Origin of the sequence: Nocardia colli, from assembly GCF_008704205.1 — a bacterium.
Taxonomy (GTDB): Bacteria; Actinomycetota; Actinomycetes; order Mycobacteriales; family Mycobacteriaceae; genus Nocardia; species Nocardia colli.
Genome location: NZ_VXLC01000004.1, coordinates 48,962 through 64,374 on the forward strand (window position 1 = coordinate 48,962; position 15,413 = coordinate 64,374).

Here is a 15,413-nt window from a genome sequence, read left to right on the forward strand (position 1 = left end):
GGGTTCCGACCTTTCCTCCGTGCCGAAAGAAGTCACGACGGATCAGCAGGGGTCCGTTCAGCAGGTAGTCCCCAAGGAGCCGATCAAGGCGCCGGCGGGCACGGCCGCTGAAGCACCGGCCGCGGCGCAGGCGCACGCGAACGGTGTGCAGAAGGCGCTCGGCGGAAATGGCGATACCGCGGGCAATCTGGTCGTGGAGTCTGTGTTCCAGGTCGGTGAGGGATCCACGGTCCGGTTGCGCCAGGAGATCGACAAGGTACAGGTGTTCGGCGCCTCGGCGGCCCAGTCGCTGTCCGCCGACGGTTCGCTCATCTCGGTGACCGGCTCGTTGTCGAAGAAGTCGCAGGGCAAGTTCTCCAGCACGGCCCCGTCGGCCGCGGTGCAGGCGACCGCGCTGAAGAAGGTCGCCGAGCAGAGCAAGGCCGCGCCGGACCAGCTCTCCGTCACCGAGACGAAGGCCTACTGGTACGACTCGAAGCTGGCCGCCAAGGACGATGCGCAGAGCATCGCGGTGCCGTCGTTCAAGGTGGACATCACCGGTGTCAGCGCCGACAAGAAGGGCGAGCCCGCGACCTGGGTCGTCTTCGTCGACGCGAACAACACCGGCAAGGTGCTCGACAGCTGGAGCGAGACCAAGCACCTCAACCGGGTCGTGTGTGACAACGCGAACCGGCGCATCGACCCCAACCGGGCCGGCTGCGGCACCGGCAGCATCCGCTCCACCAGGTCGGAAGGCCAGGCGGCCAGCGGAATCGCCGATGTCGACAAGATCTACGACTACCTGGGCAACACCGAGAAGTTCTACGCCCAGTACACCAAGGTCGCGAACCTGACCAACCTGATCGGCTCCGACACCGGAGACGGCAAGGGTAAGGCGCTGCGTGCCACGGTCCGGCTCTGCACCACCACCGAGTGCCCCTACCAGAACGCCTTCTGGTCCGGCAGCTACATGGCCTACGGTTCGGGTCTGACCACCGAGGACATCACCGCACACGAGCTCACCCACGGCGTGACCCAGAACACCAACGGTCTGGTCTACCGCAACGAGCCGGGCGCGATCAACGAGTCCATGTCCGACGTGTTCGGCGAGCTCACCTTCCTGGTGGACACCGCCAACTCCTGCAACACCGCCGCCAACCGGTGGAAGCTCGGTGTGTGCAGCTCGATCGGCGTGATCCGGGACATGAAGAACCCCAACGCCTACCAGGATCCCGACACCTACCGGGGCACCTACTGGTACGCCGGTAGCGGCGACAGCGGCGGCGTCCACACCAACAGCGGAGTGGGCAACCGCACCGCGTCGCTCATCACCGACGGTGGCACCCTCAACGGCGTGACCGTCACCGGGCTCGGCATCACGAAGACCGCCGCGCTGTACTGGACCACGCAGACCCTGCTGTCGTCCAATTCCAACTACGGCGCACTGTCCAGCGCGCTGAAGAACGCGTGCAACACCAATGTGCGCAACAACACCGCGGGCACCACGGCCGCTGACTGCGTCCAGGTGGCCAATGCCACCAAGGCGACCAAGCTGCCGCAACTGGCGACGCGCGACTAACCATCACTATCGGTAGTAGATACCGGACGTCTCACCGGGCTCGATTCCGAGCCCGGTGAGACGCCATTTCAGGTCAGGCCGCGATTCGATCCAGCACGCGTTCGACGAGTGCGGTGTCGCAATGTTCGATCACCTCGGTCAATTGCCCGTCGGTTACCGCGAATATGAAGCAGTAGGTTTGGTCGTAACGCTCGCCGCGCATGGTCACGCCGTGCCCGCGGGCCTGGACGACGACGCGCTCCGCCGTCGCGACGACAAAATCGGCGGCCACCCGGTATTCGGTGAACTGGGCCATCAGTGGCCGCAGGAGACCCTTCAGCACAACAGCTTTCGATTCCCAGACGCCACTCCACGACCAGTCGCCGGGGAACACCCAGCGGAAGTCGTCCGCCATCGCCTCGCTCAACGCGGCGGTGTGGCCGGCGGCCATCTGCTCGAAGATGTGCTCCAGCAGTTTCTTGTTCTCGATCGCACTCACCCGGTCGACGCTATGGGCGACGTATCGGCGCCACAAGCGAGGATCCGGCATACGCAGTGTGCGCGATTCGCATGGATCCGGCGAGCCGGTCCCCGCGGCGCGCCCCGCCAGTACAGTGACTCCGGTGGACGGGGCGTACGCCGAGAATTCGTTGAGCGCGCTGGTCCGGCGGGTGCGCGAGCACGCGGCCGGTCGCGACGGCCGATATCTGCTCGGCATCGTCGGGCCGCCGGGCGCGGGAAAGTCCACGCTGTCGGTCCGGTTGCGCAACGCGCTCAATGTCGAGTCGCCGATCGCGGAGATCGCGCCGATGGACGGCTATCACCTGACGAACGCGCAATTGGACGCCGCGGGAAGCCTTGCGCGCAAAGGGGAGCCGGACACCTTCGATACCGCCGCCTTCCTCGCCAACCTGCGCAGGCTCCGCGACACCCCGATCGGCGAGCCGGTGCCGTGGCCGATCTTCGACCGCGCCGTGCACGATCCGATCCCCGCTGGCCTCGTCTTCGAGCGGCAGACGATCGTGCTCACCGAGGGAAATTATCTGCTGCTCGACGATGTCGGCGACCGGGAATGGTCGGCGGTGCGCAAGCTACTGGACGAATGCTGGTACCTCGACGCGGCGCGCGAACTGCTCGAGCACCGTTTGCTGCGCCGTCACATTCGCGGCGGTCGCACTCCGGCGGCCGCCCGGACGAAGGTGCACGAGAGCGATCTGCGCAACGCCGACCTGATCGACGCCACGAAGGCGCGCGCCGATCTGGTGCTGCGCCAGCGTGGCCGGCGTTACGAGATCCAGAGCTGAAGCTCTACTTCTTCGCGCGATACCAGCGGATGAGCGCGTCGGTGGACGAATCCCCTTGCGGCTCAGGCTCTTCCGCAGAGGTCAGCAGCGGGGCCAGCGCCAGCGCCTGCTGCTTGCCGAGTTCCACGCCCCACTGATCGAAGCTGTCGATGCCCCAGATGGTGCCCTCGACGAACACCTGGTGCTCGTAGAGCGCGATCAACTGGCCGACGACCGACGGCGTGAGCAGCGGCGCGAGGATAGTGGTGCTCGGCCGATTGCCCGGCATCACCTTGTGCGGCACCACCTTCGGGTCGGTGCCCTCGGCCGCGATCTCCTCGGCGGTCTTGCCGAACGCGAGCACCTTGGTCTGCGCGAACAGGTTGCTCATCAGCAGGTCGTGCATGCTGCCGGTGCCGTCGCGGGTGGGCAGATCGTCGGTGGGGCGGGCGAATCCGATGAAGTCCGCCGGGATGAGGCGGGTGCCCTGGTGCAGCAGCTGGTAGAAGGCGTGCTGGCCGTTGGTTCCCGGTTCACCCCAGAAGATTTCGCCGGTGGAGGTGGTGACCGGGCTGCCGTCGGCGCGTACCGACTTGCCGTTCGACTCCATGGTGAGCTGTTGCAGATAGGCCGGGAAGCGGGCCAGGTCGTTCGAATAGGGCAGTACCGCACGGGATTCCGCGCCGAAGAAGTTCGAGTACCAGACGCCGAGCAGGCCGAGTAGCACCGGCGCGTTCGCTTCCAGCGGCGCGTTCGCGAAATGCTCGTCCACGGCGTGCATTCCGGCGAGGAACTCGGCGAAGCGTTCCCGGCCGATGGCCGCCATCACCGAGAGGCCGATCGCCGAATCCACCGAGTAGCGCCCGCCGACCCAGTCCCAGAAGCCGAACATGTTGGCGGTATCGATGCCGAACTCGGCCACCTTCTCGGCGTTGGTCGAGACGGCGACGAAGTGCTTGGCCACCGCGTCCTCGCCGAGCGCGCCGACCAGCCAGCGCCGGGCGGCGGTCGCGTTGGTCAGGGTCTCCAGGGTGGAGAAGGTCTTCGACGCGACGATGAAAAGCGTTGTGGCAGGGTCGAGTCCGTCGAGCTTGGCGACCAGATCGGCCGGATCGACATTGGAGACGAACCGGGCGCTGATGCCCGCGTCGGCATAGTGGCGCAGCGCCTGGTAGACCATCACCGGTCCGAGATCGGAACCGCCGATGCCGATATTGACCACGGTGCTGATGCGTTCGCCGGTGGCGCCGCGCCATTCGCCGGAGCGCAGCGCGTCGGTGAACTCACCCATCCGCGCCAGCACCTCGTGCACCTGCGCACCCGCGTCGACGCCGTCCACCGGCACCGACTCGCCCGCGGGCGCCCGCAGCGCGATGTGCGCGACCGCACGGTCCTCCGAGGTGTTGATGTGCTCGCCCCGGTACATCGCGTCCCGGCGCTCGGCGACCTCGGCTTCGCGCGCCAATTCGACGAGCAGGTCCAGGGTTTCCCTGGTGACGCGGTGCTTGCTGAAATCGATGTGCAGGTCCGCTACGTCGAGGGTCAGCGCACGGCCACGCGACGGATCGTCGGCGAACAGCTCCCGCAGGTGCCGCCCCGCGATCGCGTCGAAGTGCTCGTGCAGTTTCCGCCAGGCCGCCGTCGCGGTGATGTCGCTGCTCACGCTCGCCGAGGTTACTCACCGCTCGACCGCCGCGCACGGCAAACACCCCCGCGGACTCGATGAGAACCGGCGCGACGCGGCCTACGCTGGCATTCATGGTGTCCGAACGCGAAGTTCTCGAATCCGTCCCGACGCAGCTATGGATCGGTGGGCCGGTGGCCGCCACCGGTGGTGGCACCTTCCCGGTGCACAACCCGGCCACCGGGGAGGTACTGACCGAGGTCGCCGACGCGACCCCCGAAGACGCGGTGCGCGCGCTGGACGCGGCCGTCGCGGTGCAGGCCGACTGGGCCGCCCGCCCGTCGCGCGAACGCGGCGAGATCCTGCGCACCGTGTTCGAGCAGATCACCGCGCGGGCCGAGGAATTCGCGCTGCTGATGACCCTGGAAATGGGCAAGGCGCTGCCGGAGAGCCGCAACGAGGTGAAGTACGGCGCGGAGTTCTTCCGATGGTTCAGCGAGGAAGCCGTCCGGGTGCACGGGCGCTACCTGCACGCCCCGTCCGGCACCGGCCGGATCATGGTGCACAAGCAGCCGGTCGGGCCGTGCCTGGCGATCACCCCGTGGAACTTCCCCCTGGCCATGGGCACCCGCAAGATCGGCCCCGCGCTGGCGGCCGGCTGCACGATGATCGTCAAGCCCGCCTCGGCGACACCGCTGACCATGCTGCTGCTGGCCAAGCTGTGCAGCGAGGCCGGACTGCCCGACGGGGTGCTCTCGGTGATCACCTCGAGCCATTCCGGCGCGGTGACCCAGCCGCTGCTCGACGATCCGCGACTGCGCAAGCTGACCTTCACCGGCTCCACCGAGGTCGGCAAGAAACTGGTGGAGAAGTCGGCCAACGGGCTGCTGCGCACGTCGATGGAACTCGGCGGCAACGCGCCGTTCGTGGTGTTCGACGACGCGGACATCGACGCGGCCGTGCAGGGCGCGATGCTGGCCAAACTGCGCAACGGCGGCGAGGCGTGTACCGCGGCCAACCGCTTCCACGTGCAGAACGGGGTGCTCGAGGAGTTCACCGGCAAGTTCGTCGAGGCGATGTCGAACAGCGTGGTCCTCGGCCCAGGCACCGACGCAGGCACCACCCTCGGCCCGCTGATCAACGAGGAGCAGCTCAACATCGTCAGCGAGCTGGTCGAAGACGCGGTCTCGGTCGGCGCCAAGGTCCGCCTCGGCGGCAAGGCTCCGGGCGGGCCGGGCTGGTTCTACCCCGCGACCATCCTCAGCGAGGTGCCCGCGCAGGCCAGGATCCTGCGCGAGGAGGTGTTCGGGCCGGTCGCGCCGATTGTCGGCTTCGCCACCGAGGAAGAGGGCATCGCCGCGGCCAACGACACCGAATTCGGACTGGTCAGCTACGTCTACACTCGTGACCTGGACCGCGCGTTGCGGGTGGCCGAGGGGCTGGAATCCGGCATGGTCGGCGTCAACCGCGGCGTAATCTCCGACCCCGCAGCGCCTTTCGGCGGCGTCAAGGCATCCGGCTTCGGCCGCGAGGGCGGCACCGAGGGCATCGAGGAATACCTCTCCACCAAGTACATCGCGCTCAGCTGAGCGAGCGCGCAGACGAAACGACCGCCCCGGGGTGATGAACACCCGGGGCGGCCTTGGGGATGCGGTTGTCGTACTTTTTGCCGCATGGAACTAGGGCCGCGTTCAGCGGCCGACAGGGGAGGGGGCCGTCAGTGGCCGAGGCGGCCGCGGCCGAGGCGCAGTAGGAGCATCGCGAGCGTGTGGCCTTCCTGGCCCAGTTCGCTGAATCGCTCCAGCACCTTCATTTCGCGGTTGTGCACGAGGCGGGGCCCGCCAGAGGCCATTCGGGTACGGCCGATGATCCGGGAGATCTCCGTGCGGCGCTTGATGGCGGCGAGGATCTCGGCATCGAGGCGATCGATCTCCTTACGGAGCTTGTCGATCTCCGCGTCGCTCTGCGGCAACGCCGAATCGGACCCGGTCGTCGTGGCGGGGGTGCTCATCATTCATCTCCTCGTGTCAGAACATGGATCGGCGGGTGAGCCCGGCTCGTTACCGATCGGTTCTTTCACCGTGAAACAGACCTGGTAGGGCCATCGAATTGTCCCCCAGGATGGTGCGCTCAGATAGAGGGGCCGCGATCACGATATCCGGTCGTTAACCGAAACGGATGTATCGCGCGGGCACTCATCATGTCGCCAGTCTGCCACGGGCCGGTAGGTATGCAAAACATTTCGTTTTGTGAATCTGCTGAGAAGCCGGACTTGGTTTCCGCGCGCCGCCCACCTGGCGAGTTCGCCCGCCGTTCACCGGGGCGGTGCCGATCCGACATGGACATGACCCGGGGCTTCAACTCTGTCGGTGTGCGCCGGTAGCGTGGATGGGCGATGGACATCACGGTGGCTCCCAAGACGCAGGCCGGTCGCGCCCTGCAGCCGGATTCGACGCAAAAACCGCAGGTCACCGGTGGTAACACCGATGCAGCGGTCGGGCCTGTGGAGGAGGTGCGTGCGGTGCGGGAACTCCAGCGGGCCGCTGTCCCCGAACCGCCGCCGTCGGCCACCGAACTCGAACAGCGGCGTGTCGAACGGGAGCGTCGGCGCGCCGCGGAAGCCGAGCAACTGCTCGACGGCCTGAACCCGCAGCAACGCGCCGCCGTTGTGCACAGTGGCGCACCGCTGCTCATCGTGGCCGGCGCGGGTTCCGGCAAGACCGCCGTGCTCACCCGCCGCATCGCCTACTTGCTCGCCGCGCGGGGCGTGACGCCCGGCCAGATCCTGGCGATCACCTTCACCAACAAGGCTGCTGCGGAGATGCGGGAGCGGGTGATCGGACTGGTCGGTCCGCGGGCGAACAACATGTGGGTATCCACGTTCCACTCCAGTTGTGTGCGCATCCTGCGCATGCAAGCGGCGCTGTTGCCCGGCCTGAATTCGAATTTCTCCATCTACGATGCCGATGATTCGCGGCGACTGCTCACGATGATCAGTCGCGACCTCGACATCGACACGAAGAAATACACCGCGCGACTCCTGTCGACCGCGATCTCGAATCTGAAGAACGAGCTGATCGGCCCGCAACAGGCGGTCGCGGATGCCGAGTCCGACGAAACCGAACTGCCCGGCTTGGTGGCCCGCGTCTACACCGAATATCAACGGCGGCTGCGCGCGGCGAACGCGCTGGATTTCGATGATCTGATCGGCGAGACGGTCGCGCTGCTGCAACACCATCCGCAGGTCGCCGAGTACTACCGGCGCCGGTTCCGGCACGTGCTGGTCGACGAGTACCAGGACACCAACCACGCGCAGTACGTCCTGGTGCGCGAGCTGGTCGGGCATCACCGGGAAGAGCAGACCGAGGATCAGGCGCCGCCGAGCGAGCTGTGCGTGGTCGGCGACGCGGATCAGTCCATCTACGCCTTCCGCGGCGCGACCATCCGCAATATCGAGGAGTTCGAGCGCGACTTCCCGGACGCGGAAACCATTCTGCTGGAACAGAACTACCGCTCCACCCAGCACATCCTGTCCGCCGCCAACGCGGTGATCTCGCGCAACGAGAACCGGCGGGACAAGAAGCTGTGGACCGATTCCGGCGAGGGCGACCTGATCACCGGGTACGTCGCGGACAACGAGCACGACGAGGCCGCGTTCGTGGCCCGCGAGATCGACAAGCTCGTCGATCAGGGCGAGGCCAACTACGGCGACGTCGCGGTGTTCTACCGGACCAACAACAACTCGCGCGCGCTGGAAGAGATCTTCATCCGGATGGGGCTGCCGTACAAGGTGGTCGGCGGCGTCCGGTTCTACGAGCGCAAGGAGGTGCGCGACATCGTCGCCTACCTGCGGGTGCTGGAGAACCCCGAGGACGCGGTGAGCGTGCGCCGGATCCTGAACACGCCGCGGCGCGGCATCGGCGACCGGGCCGAAGCCTGCGTGGCGGTGCACGCCGAGCAGCGCGGGATCGGTTTCGCCGCGGCGCTGCGGGACGCGGCCGACGGCAAGGTCGCGCTGTTGAACACCCGGGCGCAACGGCAGATCGCCGGATTCCTCGATCTGCTGGACGAGATCCGGGCGGCGGGCGTGCAGGAGAACCTGGACTTCCCCGACGTCGGCAATGTGGTCGACGCGGTGCTGGAACGCACCGGGTATCGGGCGGAGCTGGAGGCGTCCGACGATCCGCAGGACGGCGCGCGCCTGGACAACCTGAACGAACTGGTCAGCGTCGCACGGGAATTCAGCTCCGAGGCGCACAACAACGCGGAGGCGGCCAGGGAGGAGGGACTGGTGCCGGAGGCGGCCGAGGGCGAACCGGATCCCGGGTCGCTCGCCGCGTTCCTGGAGCGGGTCTCGCTGGTGGCCGACACCGATCAGATTCCGGACGAGGGCACCGGCGTGGTGACCATGATGACCCTGCACACCGCGAAGGGCCTGGAGTTCCCGGTCGTGTTCGTCACCGGCTGGGAGGACGGGCAGTTCCCGCACATGCGCGCGCTCGGCGATCCGACCGAGCTGGCCGAGGAACGCCGGCTCGCCTACGTCGGCATCACCCGGGCACGGAAGCGGCTGTACCTGACCCGCGCGGTGGTGCGCTCCGGGTGGGGGCAGCCGGTGTCGAATCCGGAATCCCGCTTCCTGCAAGAGATTCCGGATCACCTGATCGACTGGCGGCGGCTGGAGCCGACCGGTTCCGCGGCGACCCGCGGCATTCGCCGGCGCGGCGACGACGACCGGATGGAACGCGATTGGACCCGCGGCGACGGGTGGGCCGAGCAGCGGCCGGGCATTCGTAGCGAGCGTGGGCGTCGTCCGGCGCCCGGCGGCGCGCCTGCGCGGAACAACGCCAATCTTGTTCTCGCCGTGGGCGATCGGGTCAGTGACGACAAATACGGCCTCGGCAAGGTGGTCGCCGCGGAGGGATTCGGGCCGCTGGCCACGGTCACCATCGACTTCGGTAGTGCGGGCAAGATCCGGCTCATCCCGCAGTACAGCCGGACATTGGTGAAATTGTGACCGCCAGGGTTCCGTAGGGTTCGCCTGTGCACACAGTCGCGCAGCACGTCCTGTGGTTGCTTCCGATGCTATGGCTCGGCATGGTGCTGGCCATTTCGTTCCTGGAGGCGCCGCTGAAGTTCCGGGCGCCCGGGATCACTGTGGCGCTCGGTCTCGGCATCGGGCGGTTGGTGTTCCGGGCGTTGAACGTGGTCGAGGCGATACTGGCTGTCCTGTTGGTAGTGGCGACGCTGGTGGTCGGGCCTGCGGCCGGTACCTGGGCGTGGCTGATCGTCGCGGTGGCGCTGCTCGCCGCGCAGGTCCTGCTGGTGCGGCCGCCGTTGAGTCGCCGGGCCGACCGGGTGCTGGCCGGGGAGGAGCTGCCGCGGTCGCATGCGCACTTCTGGTACATCGTCCTGGAGGTGGCCAAAGTCGTTGCGCTGATCGGGTTGGCGATCGCGGCAACCCCGTAGCGCTGCCGCTCAGCGCGGCAGCAGGTCGGTCAGGGCCTCGTCCAGGGTGGGGTAGCGGAAGGTGAAGTTGCTCTCCCGCAGCACTTCCGAGGTGGCATGGCGGCCGGTGAGGCCGAGGGCCGGGTCGGTGCGGAGGAAGACGGCGCCGATCTTCAGGATCGCCGTCGGGGTCGGCGGGGCCGCCGGGCGGTGCAGGTGCCTGCGCAGCGCGGCCATCAGTTCCCGGTTGCGGACCGGGAAGTCGGTGGCGGCCACCAGGATTCCGTCCGGCAGGGTGACCTGCGGGTCGAGGCCGAGGGCGGCGCGGACGATGGCCAGCCAGTCCTCGACGTGAATCCAGCTGAACCACTGGTCGCCCGGGCCGACGCGGCCGCCGAGGCCCGCCTTGGTCAACTGACCCAGGCGTTTCAGCGCGGGCGCTTGCGGGTCGAGCACGATCGAGGTGCGCAGGATGGTCGAGTGCGCGGCGTTCGCGCCGTCGAAGGCCCGTTCCCACGGCTCGGCCACGCCGGTCATCTGCGGCAGGCCCACCGGCAGCGGAGTTGTTTCGGTGCAACGGGTTTCGCCCGCGTCCGACCAGATCGCGGTGGTACTGGCCTGGATCCAGCAGTCGATGGGTGCGTCGAGGGTGCTGGCCGCGTCGACCAGTGCGCGGGTGGAATCGACTCGGCTGCTCCGCAATTGGTCGACGTTGCGTTTGCTGGGCCGGCAGTCGACCAGTTTTCCGGCCAGGTTGATGATCGCGGTCGGTCCCGGATTGCGTAGTGCGGCAACCCAATTGCCCACCGATTTGCCGTCCCATTCGACCTGGTCGAACGGCAGGCCGGGATCGCGTCGCCGGGTGAGGATGCGCACCCGATGTCCGCGGCAGGTCAGGTCCGCGGCAATGTGCTTACCCAATGCGCCTGTGCCACCGGCGATTACGGCGGTGAGCGCGGTTCTCGCCGGTTCGAGGCCGGCGAGCTGGGCGAGCCGGGCGAAGCAGACGCGTGCGTCGTGCTCCAGCAGCGACCCGACCACCATCCTGGTGACCGGCGCCGATGGCCCGCTGAAGGTGAGCGCCTGGGTGATCTCGGTGCCACCGTCGCGCGGCGTCACCGTCCAGGTCAGCCGCATCCGCCCGACCGGCTCCGGTTGTTCGATGCTCAGTTCCCGCCCGGGAACCAGCGTGCTGATGACGAACGGCGGCGCCGTACGTCCGTGCAATGTCTCGTAAACCCGCCCCCTAGGCAGGTAGTCACCCGTTGTGCCCACCGCGACCGGACCGTGCAGCTGCACCGAGGTGACGCCCGGATTCCATTCCGGCCACCGCGTCGGATCCGCCAGCACCCCCCACACGAGTTCCGTTGGAAGCGCAATGAACTGGGTGTACACCGTTGTACGTGCCATACCTCAAACGCTAGCCCTGACCAGCACAAAGCAACACGTGCGCATCGTCACCCCAAGCCCGCGACCCCAACGACGGCGCACTTCGCACACCAACATGTACTTCGCACACCCACTTGACCTGCCACACACCCGGCAGCAGCCTGACCCATATATGGAGTCTCACCCACGTCTGCACGCAGGGCGTGGTCGTTGCCGCCACCCTCCCGCAGGAGGGCCGCACACAAAACTCAGTCGCGCTGCGAGCCGAGGCTGATGCCTCGGGTGGCGAGCCAGGGCAGGGGGTCGATCTTGTCCGACCCGTTCAACCAGACCTCGAAGTGGCAGTGCGGTCCGGTGGAGAAGCCGCGGTTGCCGATCGTGGCGATCTGGTCGCCGGCCATCACTCGCTGGCCCTGCGACACCGTGGCGGTGTCGATGTGGCCGTAGATGGTGACGGTGCCGTCGTCGTGCAGCAGCCGGACCCACATGCCGAAGCCGGCGGCGGGGCCGGCCTCGATCACGGTGCCGTCGGCGACCGCGACGATCGGGGTGCCGATGGGGCCGGCGATGTCGACGCCGAGGTGCTGTACGCCCCAGCGGGCGCCGTAGCCGGAGGTGAAGGTGCCCGCGGCGAACTTGGTGAACAGCGGGCGCAGCTTCGCGGCTTCCTGGGCGGCCAGGTCTTCCGCGTACTTCTGGCCCTTTTGCAGGATGTCGTTGAAGGCGCCGGGGTTGAGCGCGCCCGAAACATTGAGCACCTGCGGCGATTCCGGGGAGGCGCTCGGGTCGGCCAGGCTGACGGACTGCGCGGCGATCTCGTGGATCTGCCCGGCGGCCTCGTAGTCGACGGCCTGCGACGGCTGCTCGGGCGAGGCGAACGCGGCCTGTCCGGCGGCGACCACGGCGCCCGCGGCGACGGCGGCGACGGCGGCGCGGCCCTTGAGGGCGGCCGGCGGTGCGGGAAGCCGGTGCGCGCCACCGCGTTTGGCGGGGCGGCGGCCGGGAATGACGGTGGGGGTGGCCGGGCTGTCCGACTCGGGCTCGGGCGCCCAGGACTCTTCCGGGGCCCAGGTGCCGGTGTCCGGCGCCTGGTAGTCGTTCTCGCCCCAGGCCTCGCCGGCGTTCCAGGCGCCGCCGTCGGACCAGGAGTCCTGCGGTGCCCACGCGTCCTGCGGCGACCAGGAGTCGCCGTAGCCGGAGCCGGCGTGGAAGTTGTAGTCGTCCTGCGGCGTGGCGGTGCCGTAATCGGCGTGCGGCGCGGCGCGGTAGTCGTCCTGCGGCCGGGCGGGCGCGGCGTTGTACAGCGAGTTCCGCTGCCGATCCACCGAAGGACCGGCCGGCCTGCCGTGCGAAGCCTGCGCGCCGAAGGCGTCGTCATCGTTGCGATAACGATGGCCGGACTGAGCGCGATGTTCAGGAATAAGGGCGGAGCGATAGTTCATCGGCTGTGCCACATCGTGAAGCGGGAGAAGTTCGCGGGGCCGAACGGCCAGCTGATCAGCGGCGTCGGCGAGTCGTCTGCGGAACGGCTCTCCATCTGCGGAGTGCTGTGCTGCGTCAAGCTTGCCGTCCTCCTAGTCGTGACCGTGCTGTGACATCGACCGCAATGACGGTAACGAAACGATTGCAGGGTCCGCAAGCGCTGCGGCCTATCTGTCCGAACATGTGAGATTGATCACGGTAACACCACGGAATATCCATCTGTGCATTGGGCACGCGAGGCGGCTCGATCCACGACGTTTTGTAGTAGATCCGGCCGCGTTCGTGGGTTCTGACGCTCTACCTGGTGAGGTGTCAACAACCTACTGATGAGTAGCGTTGGCCAGCGGTTTTCCCGCCGCGCGTATCGGCCCGTGACCTGCGCCACTTAGGATGAACGTGGCCGATTGGCCGTCCATGTGACTGATTAGAGTCCGACCCGACCCGCTTCCGACGTCGGGCCGCCAACAAAGACGTTGTCATCACAACGCAGACGAGACGGTGAGTACATGGATCTCTTCGAATATCAGGCGAAGGAGCTCTTCGTTAAGCACGGAGTGCCTTCGTCCGAGGGCCGCGTCACGGACACGGCCGAGGACGCCCGCGCCATCGCGGAGGAAATCGGCAAGCCGGTGATGGTCAAGGCTCAGGTCAAGGCCGGTGGACGCGGCAAGGCCGGTGGCGTCAAGTACGCCGCCACCCCGGACGACGCGTTCACGCACGCGCAGAACATCCTCGGCCTGGATATCAAGGGCCACATCACCAAGAAGATCCTTGTCGCCGAAGCCAAGGACATCGCGGAGGAGTACTACATCTCCTTCCTGCTCGACCGGTCCAACCGCACCTACCTGGCCATGTGCTCGGTCGAAGGCGGCATGGAGATCGAAGAGGTCGCCGCGACCAAGCCCGAGCGCCTCGCCAAGGTCGCCGTCGACGCGGTCAAGGGTGTCGACCTCGCGTTCGCCCGCTCGATCGCCGAGCAGGGCCACCTCCCCGCCGACGTGCTCGACGCCGCGGCCGTGACCATCCAGAAGCTGTGGGAGGTGTTCGTCAAGGAAGACGCCACCCTGGTGGAGGTCAACCCGCTGGTCCGCACCCCGCAGGACGAGATCCTCGCGCTCGACGGCAAGGTCACCCTGGACGAGAACGCCGAGTTCCGGCACCCGGATCACGAGGCCTTCGCGGACAAGGACGCGACCGATCCCTTGGAGCTCAAGGCCAAGGAGAACGACCTCAACTACGTCAAGCTCGACGGTGAGGTCGGCATCATCGGCAACGGCGCCGGTCTGGTCATGTCGACCCTGGACGTGGTCGCCTACGCGGGCGAGAACCACAACGGCGTCAAGCCGGCCAACTTCCTCGACATCGGCGGCGGCGCCTCGGCCGAGGTGATGGCCGCCGGCCTCGACGTCATCCTGGGTGACTCGCAGGTCAAGAGCGTGTTCGTGAACGTCTTCGGTGGCATCACCGCCTGTGACGCGGTCGCCAACGGCATCGTCAAGGCGCTGGAGATCCTCGGCGCCGAGGCGAACAAGCCGCTGGTCGTCCGTCTCGACGGCAACAAGGTGGACGAGGGTCGCCAGATTCTGGTCGACGCCGCGCACCCGCTGATCACGCTTGCGCAGACAATGGACGAAGGCGCCGACAAGGCCGCCGAACTGGCAGCGGCCAAGTAAGGAATCCGGAAATGTCTATCTTCCTCAACAAAGACTCGAAGGTCATCGTTCAGGGCATCACCGGCGGCGAGGGCACCAAGCACACCGCGCTGATGCTGAAGGCAGGCACCCAGGTCGTCGGCGGCGTCAACGCGCGCAAGGCGGGCACCACCGTCGCGCACACCGACAAGGACGGCAACGCGGTCGAGCTGCCGGTGTACGGCACCGTCGCCGAGGCGATCAAGGAGACCGGCGCCGACGTCTCCATCGCGTTCGTGCCGCCGAAGTTCGCCAAGGACGCCATCATCGAGGCGATCGACGCGGAGATCCCGCTGCTCGTGGTCATCACCGAGGGCATCCCGGTGCAGGACACCGCGTACGCGTGGGCCTACAACGTGGAGAAGGGCAACAAGACCCGGATCATCGGCCCGAACTGCCCCGGCATCATCACCCCCGGCGAGGCGCTGGTCGGCATCACCCCGGCCAACATCACCGGCAAGGGCCCGGTCGGCCTGGTGTCCAAGTCCGGCACCCTGACCTACCAGATGATGTACGAACTGCGTGACTTCGGCTTCTCCACCGCCATCGGCATCGGCGGCGACCCGGTCATCGGCACCACCCACATCGACGCCATCGAGGCGTTCGAGAAGGACCCGGAGACCAAGCTGATCGTGATGATCGGCGAGATCGGCGGCGACGCCGAGGAGCGGGCGGCGGCCTACATCAAGGCCAACGTCACCAAGCCGGTCGTCGGCTATGTCGCGGGCTTCACCGCTCCCGAGGGCAAGACCATGGGCCACGCCGGCGCCATCGTCTCCGGCTCGGCGGGCACCGCCCAGGCGAAGAAGGACGCGCTGGAGGCGGCGGGCGTGAAGGTCGGCAAGACGCCGTCCGAGACCGCCGCGCTGGCTCGCGAGATCCTGGAGAAGGCAAGCGTAGAGGTCTGACAAGCGTCGCGAAGCGTCTCCGTTGAGGGTGGTGGCGGGGACGAGGCGGGC

The 15,413-nt window shown here is 67.6% G+C and carries 13 protein-coding genes; 8 read left to right on the top strand and 5 right to left on the bottom strand.

Annotation, left to right across the window (positions count from 1 at the left end; all coding sequences use genetic code 11):
* Positions 1-19: 19 nt before the first annotated feature.
* A complete protein-coding gene (locus tag F3087_RS12035; protein ID WP_191093925.1) occupies positions 20-1,558 on the top strand; it encodes a M4 family metallopeptidase in 1,539 nt (512 codons plus the stop codon).
* 73 nt (positions 1,559-1,631) lie between these two features.
* Here F3087_RS12035 and F3087_RS45905 read toward each other — a convergent pair whose 3' ends face one another.
* Positions 1,632-2,036, bottom strand: coding sequence for a nuclear transport factor 2 family protein (locus F3087_RS45905; RefSeq protein WP_191093926.1), 405 nt, complete (start codon positions 2,034-2,036; stop codon positions 1,632-1,634).
* Positions 2,037-2,160: 124 nt separating this feature from the next.
* Here F3087_RS45905 and F3087_RS12045 point away from each other — a divergent pair, with 124 nt between their 5' ends.
* Positions 2,161-2,841, top strand: a complete 681-nt coding sequence (locus tag F3087_RS12045; RefSeq protein ID WP_223885032.1) for a nucleoside/nucleotide kinase family protein — start codon at positions 2,161-2,163, stop codon at positions 2,839-2,841.
* A 4-nt stretch (positions 2,842-2,845) separates the two neighbouring features.
* Here F3087_RS12045 and pgi read toward each other — a convergent pair whose 3' ends face one another.
* The gene (gene pgi / locus F3087_RS12050) at positions 2,846-4,483 is read right to left on the bottom strand and encodes a glucose-6-phosphate isomerase (RefSeq protein WP_150402012.1); all 1,638 of its coding nucleotides are present in this window, start codon (positions 4,481-4,483) and stop codon (positions 2,846-2,848) included.
* 95 nt (positions 4,484-4,578) lie between these two features.
* On the opposite strand from pgi, the gene F3087_RS12055 reads away from it, so the two are divergent.
* Complete coding sequence (locus tag F3087_RS12055) at positions 4,579-6,033, top strand: NAD-dependent succinate-semialdehyde dehydrogenase (protein WP_191093927.1); 1,455 nt, start codon at positions 4,579-4,581, stop codon at positions 6,031-6,033.
* A 128-nt stretch (positions 6,034-6,161) separates the two neighbouring features.
* Here F3087_RS12055 and F3087_RS12060 read toward each other — a convergent pair whose 3' ends face one another.
* Positions 6,162-6,455 (bottom strand): chorismate mutase, encoded by a 294-nt coding sequence (locus tag F3087_RS12060; RefSeq protein WP_014988338.1) that lies wholly within the window; start codon positions 6,453-6,455, stop codon positions 6,162-6,164.
* A 384-nt stretch (positions 6,456-6,839) separates the two neighbouring features.
* On the opposite strand from F3087_RS12060, the gene pcrA reads away from it, so the two are divergent.
* Entirely contained in the window at positions 6,840-9,461 is a 2,622-nt protein-coding gene (pcrA, locus tag F3087_RS12065) for a DNA helicase PcrA (RefSeq protein ID WP_150402013.1), read from the top strand.
* 26 nt (positions 9,462-9,487) lie between these two features.
* Positions 9,488-9,913: a hypothetical protein gene (locus tag F3087_RS12070; RefSeq protein WP_150402014.1), complete on the top strand. Its 426-nt coding sequence runs from the start codon at positions 9,488-9,490 to the stop codon at positions 9,911-9,913.
* 9 nt (positions 9,914-9,922) lie between these two features.
* Here F3087_RS12070 and F3087_RS12075 read toward each other — a convergent pair whose 3' ends face one another.
* Both F3087_RS12075 and F3087_RS45910 read right to left on the bottom strand, forming a co-directional pair.
* Positions 9,923-11,302 (bottom strand): DUF1731 domain-containing protein, encoded by a 1,380-nt coding sequence (locus F3087_RS12075; protein ID WP_150402015.1) that lies wholly within the window; start codon positions 11,300-11,302, stop codon positions 9,923-9,925.
* Between the two features lie 227 nt (positions 11,303-11,529).
* Positions 11,530-12,723 (bottom strand): peptidoglycan DD-metalloendopeptidase family protein, encoded by a 1,194-nt coding sequence (locus tag F3087_RS45910; RefSeq protein WP_191093928.1) that lies wholly within the window; start codon positions 12,721-12,723, stop codon positions 11,530-11,532.
* On the opposite strand from F3087_RS45910, the gene F3087_RS12085 reads away from it, so the two are divergent.
* The 3 genes from F3087_RS12085 to sucD all read left to right on the top strand — a co-directional run bounded on the left by F3087_RS12085 (position 12,628) and on the right by sucD (position 15,362).
* Positions 12,628-12,876 carry a hypothetical protein gene (locus F3087_RS12085; RefSeq protein ID WP_150402016.1) on the top strand — a complete coding sequence of 83 codons (249 nt, stop codon included), beginning with the start codon at positions 12,628-12,630 and terminating at the stop codon, positions 12,874-12,876. The genes F3087_RS45910 and F3087_RS12085 overlap by 96 nt on opposite strands.
* 393 nt (positions 12,877-13,269) lie before the next feature.
* Positions 13,270-14,436 carry an ADP-forming succinate--CoA ligase subunit beta gene (gene sucC / locus F3087_RS12090; protein ID WP_150402017.1) on the top strand — a complete coding sequence of 389 codons (1,167 nt, stop codon included), beginning with the start codon at positions 13,270-13,272 and terminating at the stop codon, positions 14,434-14,436.
* Positions 14,437-14,447: 11 nt separating this feature from the next.
* Positions 14,448-15,362, top strand: a complete 915-nt coding sequence (gene sucD, locus F3087_RS12095; RefSeq protein WP_014988330.1) for a succinate--CoA ligase subunit alpha — start codon at positions 14,448-14,450, stop codon at positions 15,360-15,362.
* Positions 15,363-15,413: the final 51 nt, after the last annotated feature.

What these genes read in the sequence shown, in the direction of transcription:
- F3087_RS12055 (WP_191093927.1), top strand. Translation starts at nt 4,579, where the DNA reads ATGGTGTCCGAACGCGAAGTTCTCGAATCCGTCCCGACGCAGCTATGG.
- F3087_RS12060 (WP_014988338.1), bottom strand. Translation starts at nt 6,455, where the DNA reads ATGAGCACCCCCGCCACGACGACCGGGTCCGATTCGGCGTTGCCGCAG.
- pcrA (WP_150402013.1), top strand. Translation starts at nt 6,840, where the DNA reads ATGGACATCACGGTGGCTCCCAAGACGCAGGCCGGTCGCGCCCTGCAG.
- F3087_RS12075 (WP_150402015.1), bottom strand. Translation starts at nt 11,302, where the DNA reads ATGGCACGTACAACGGTGTACACCCAGTTCATTGCGCTTCCAACGGAA.
- F3087_RS45910 (WP_191093928.1), bottom strand. Translation starts at nt 12,723, where the DNA reads ATGAACTATCGCTCCGCCCTTATTCCTGAACATCGCGCTCAGTCCGGC.
- sucC (WP_150402017.1), top strand. Translation starts at nt 13,270, where the DNA reads ATGGATCTCTTCGAATATCAGGCGAAGGAGCTCTTCGTTAAGCACGGA.
- sucD (WP_014988330.1), top strand. Translation starts at nt 14,448, where the DNA reads ATGTCTATCTTCCTCAACAAAGACTCGAAGGTCATCGTTCAGGGCATC.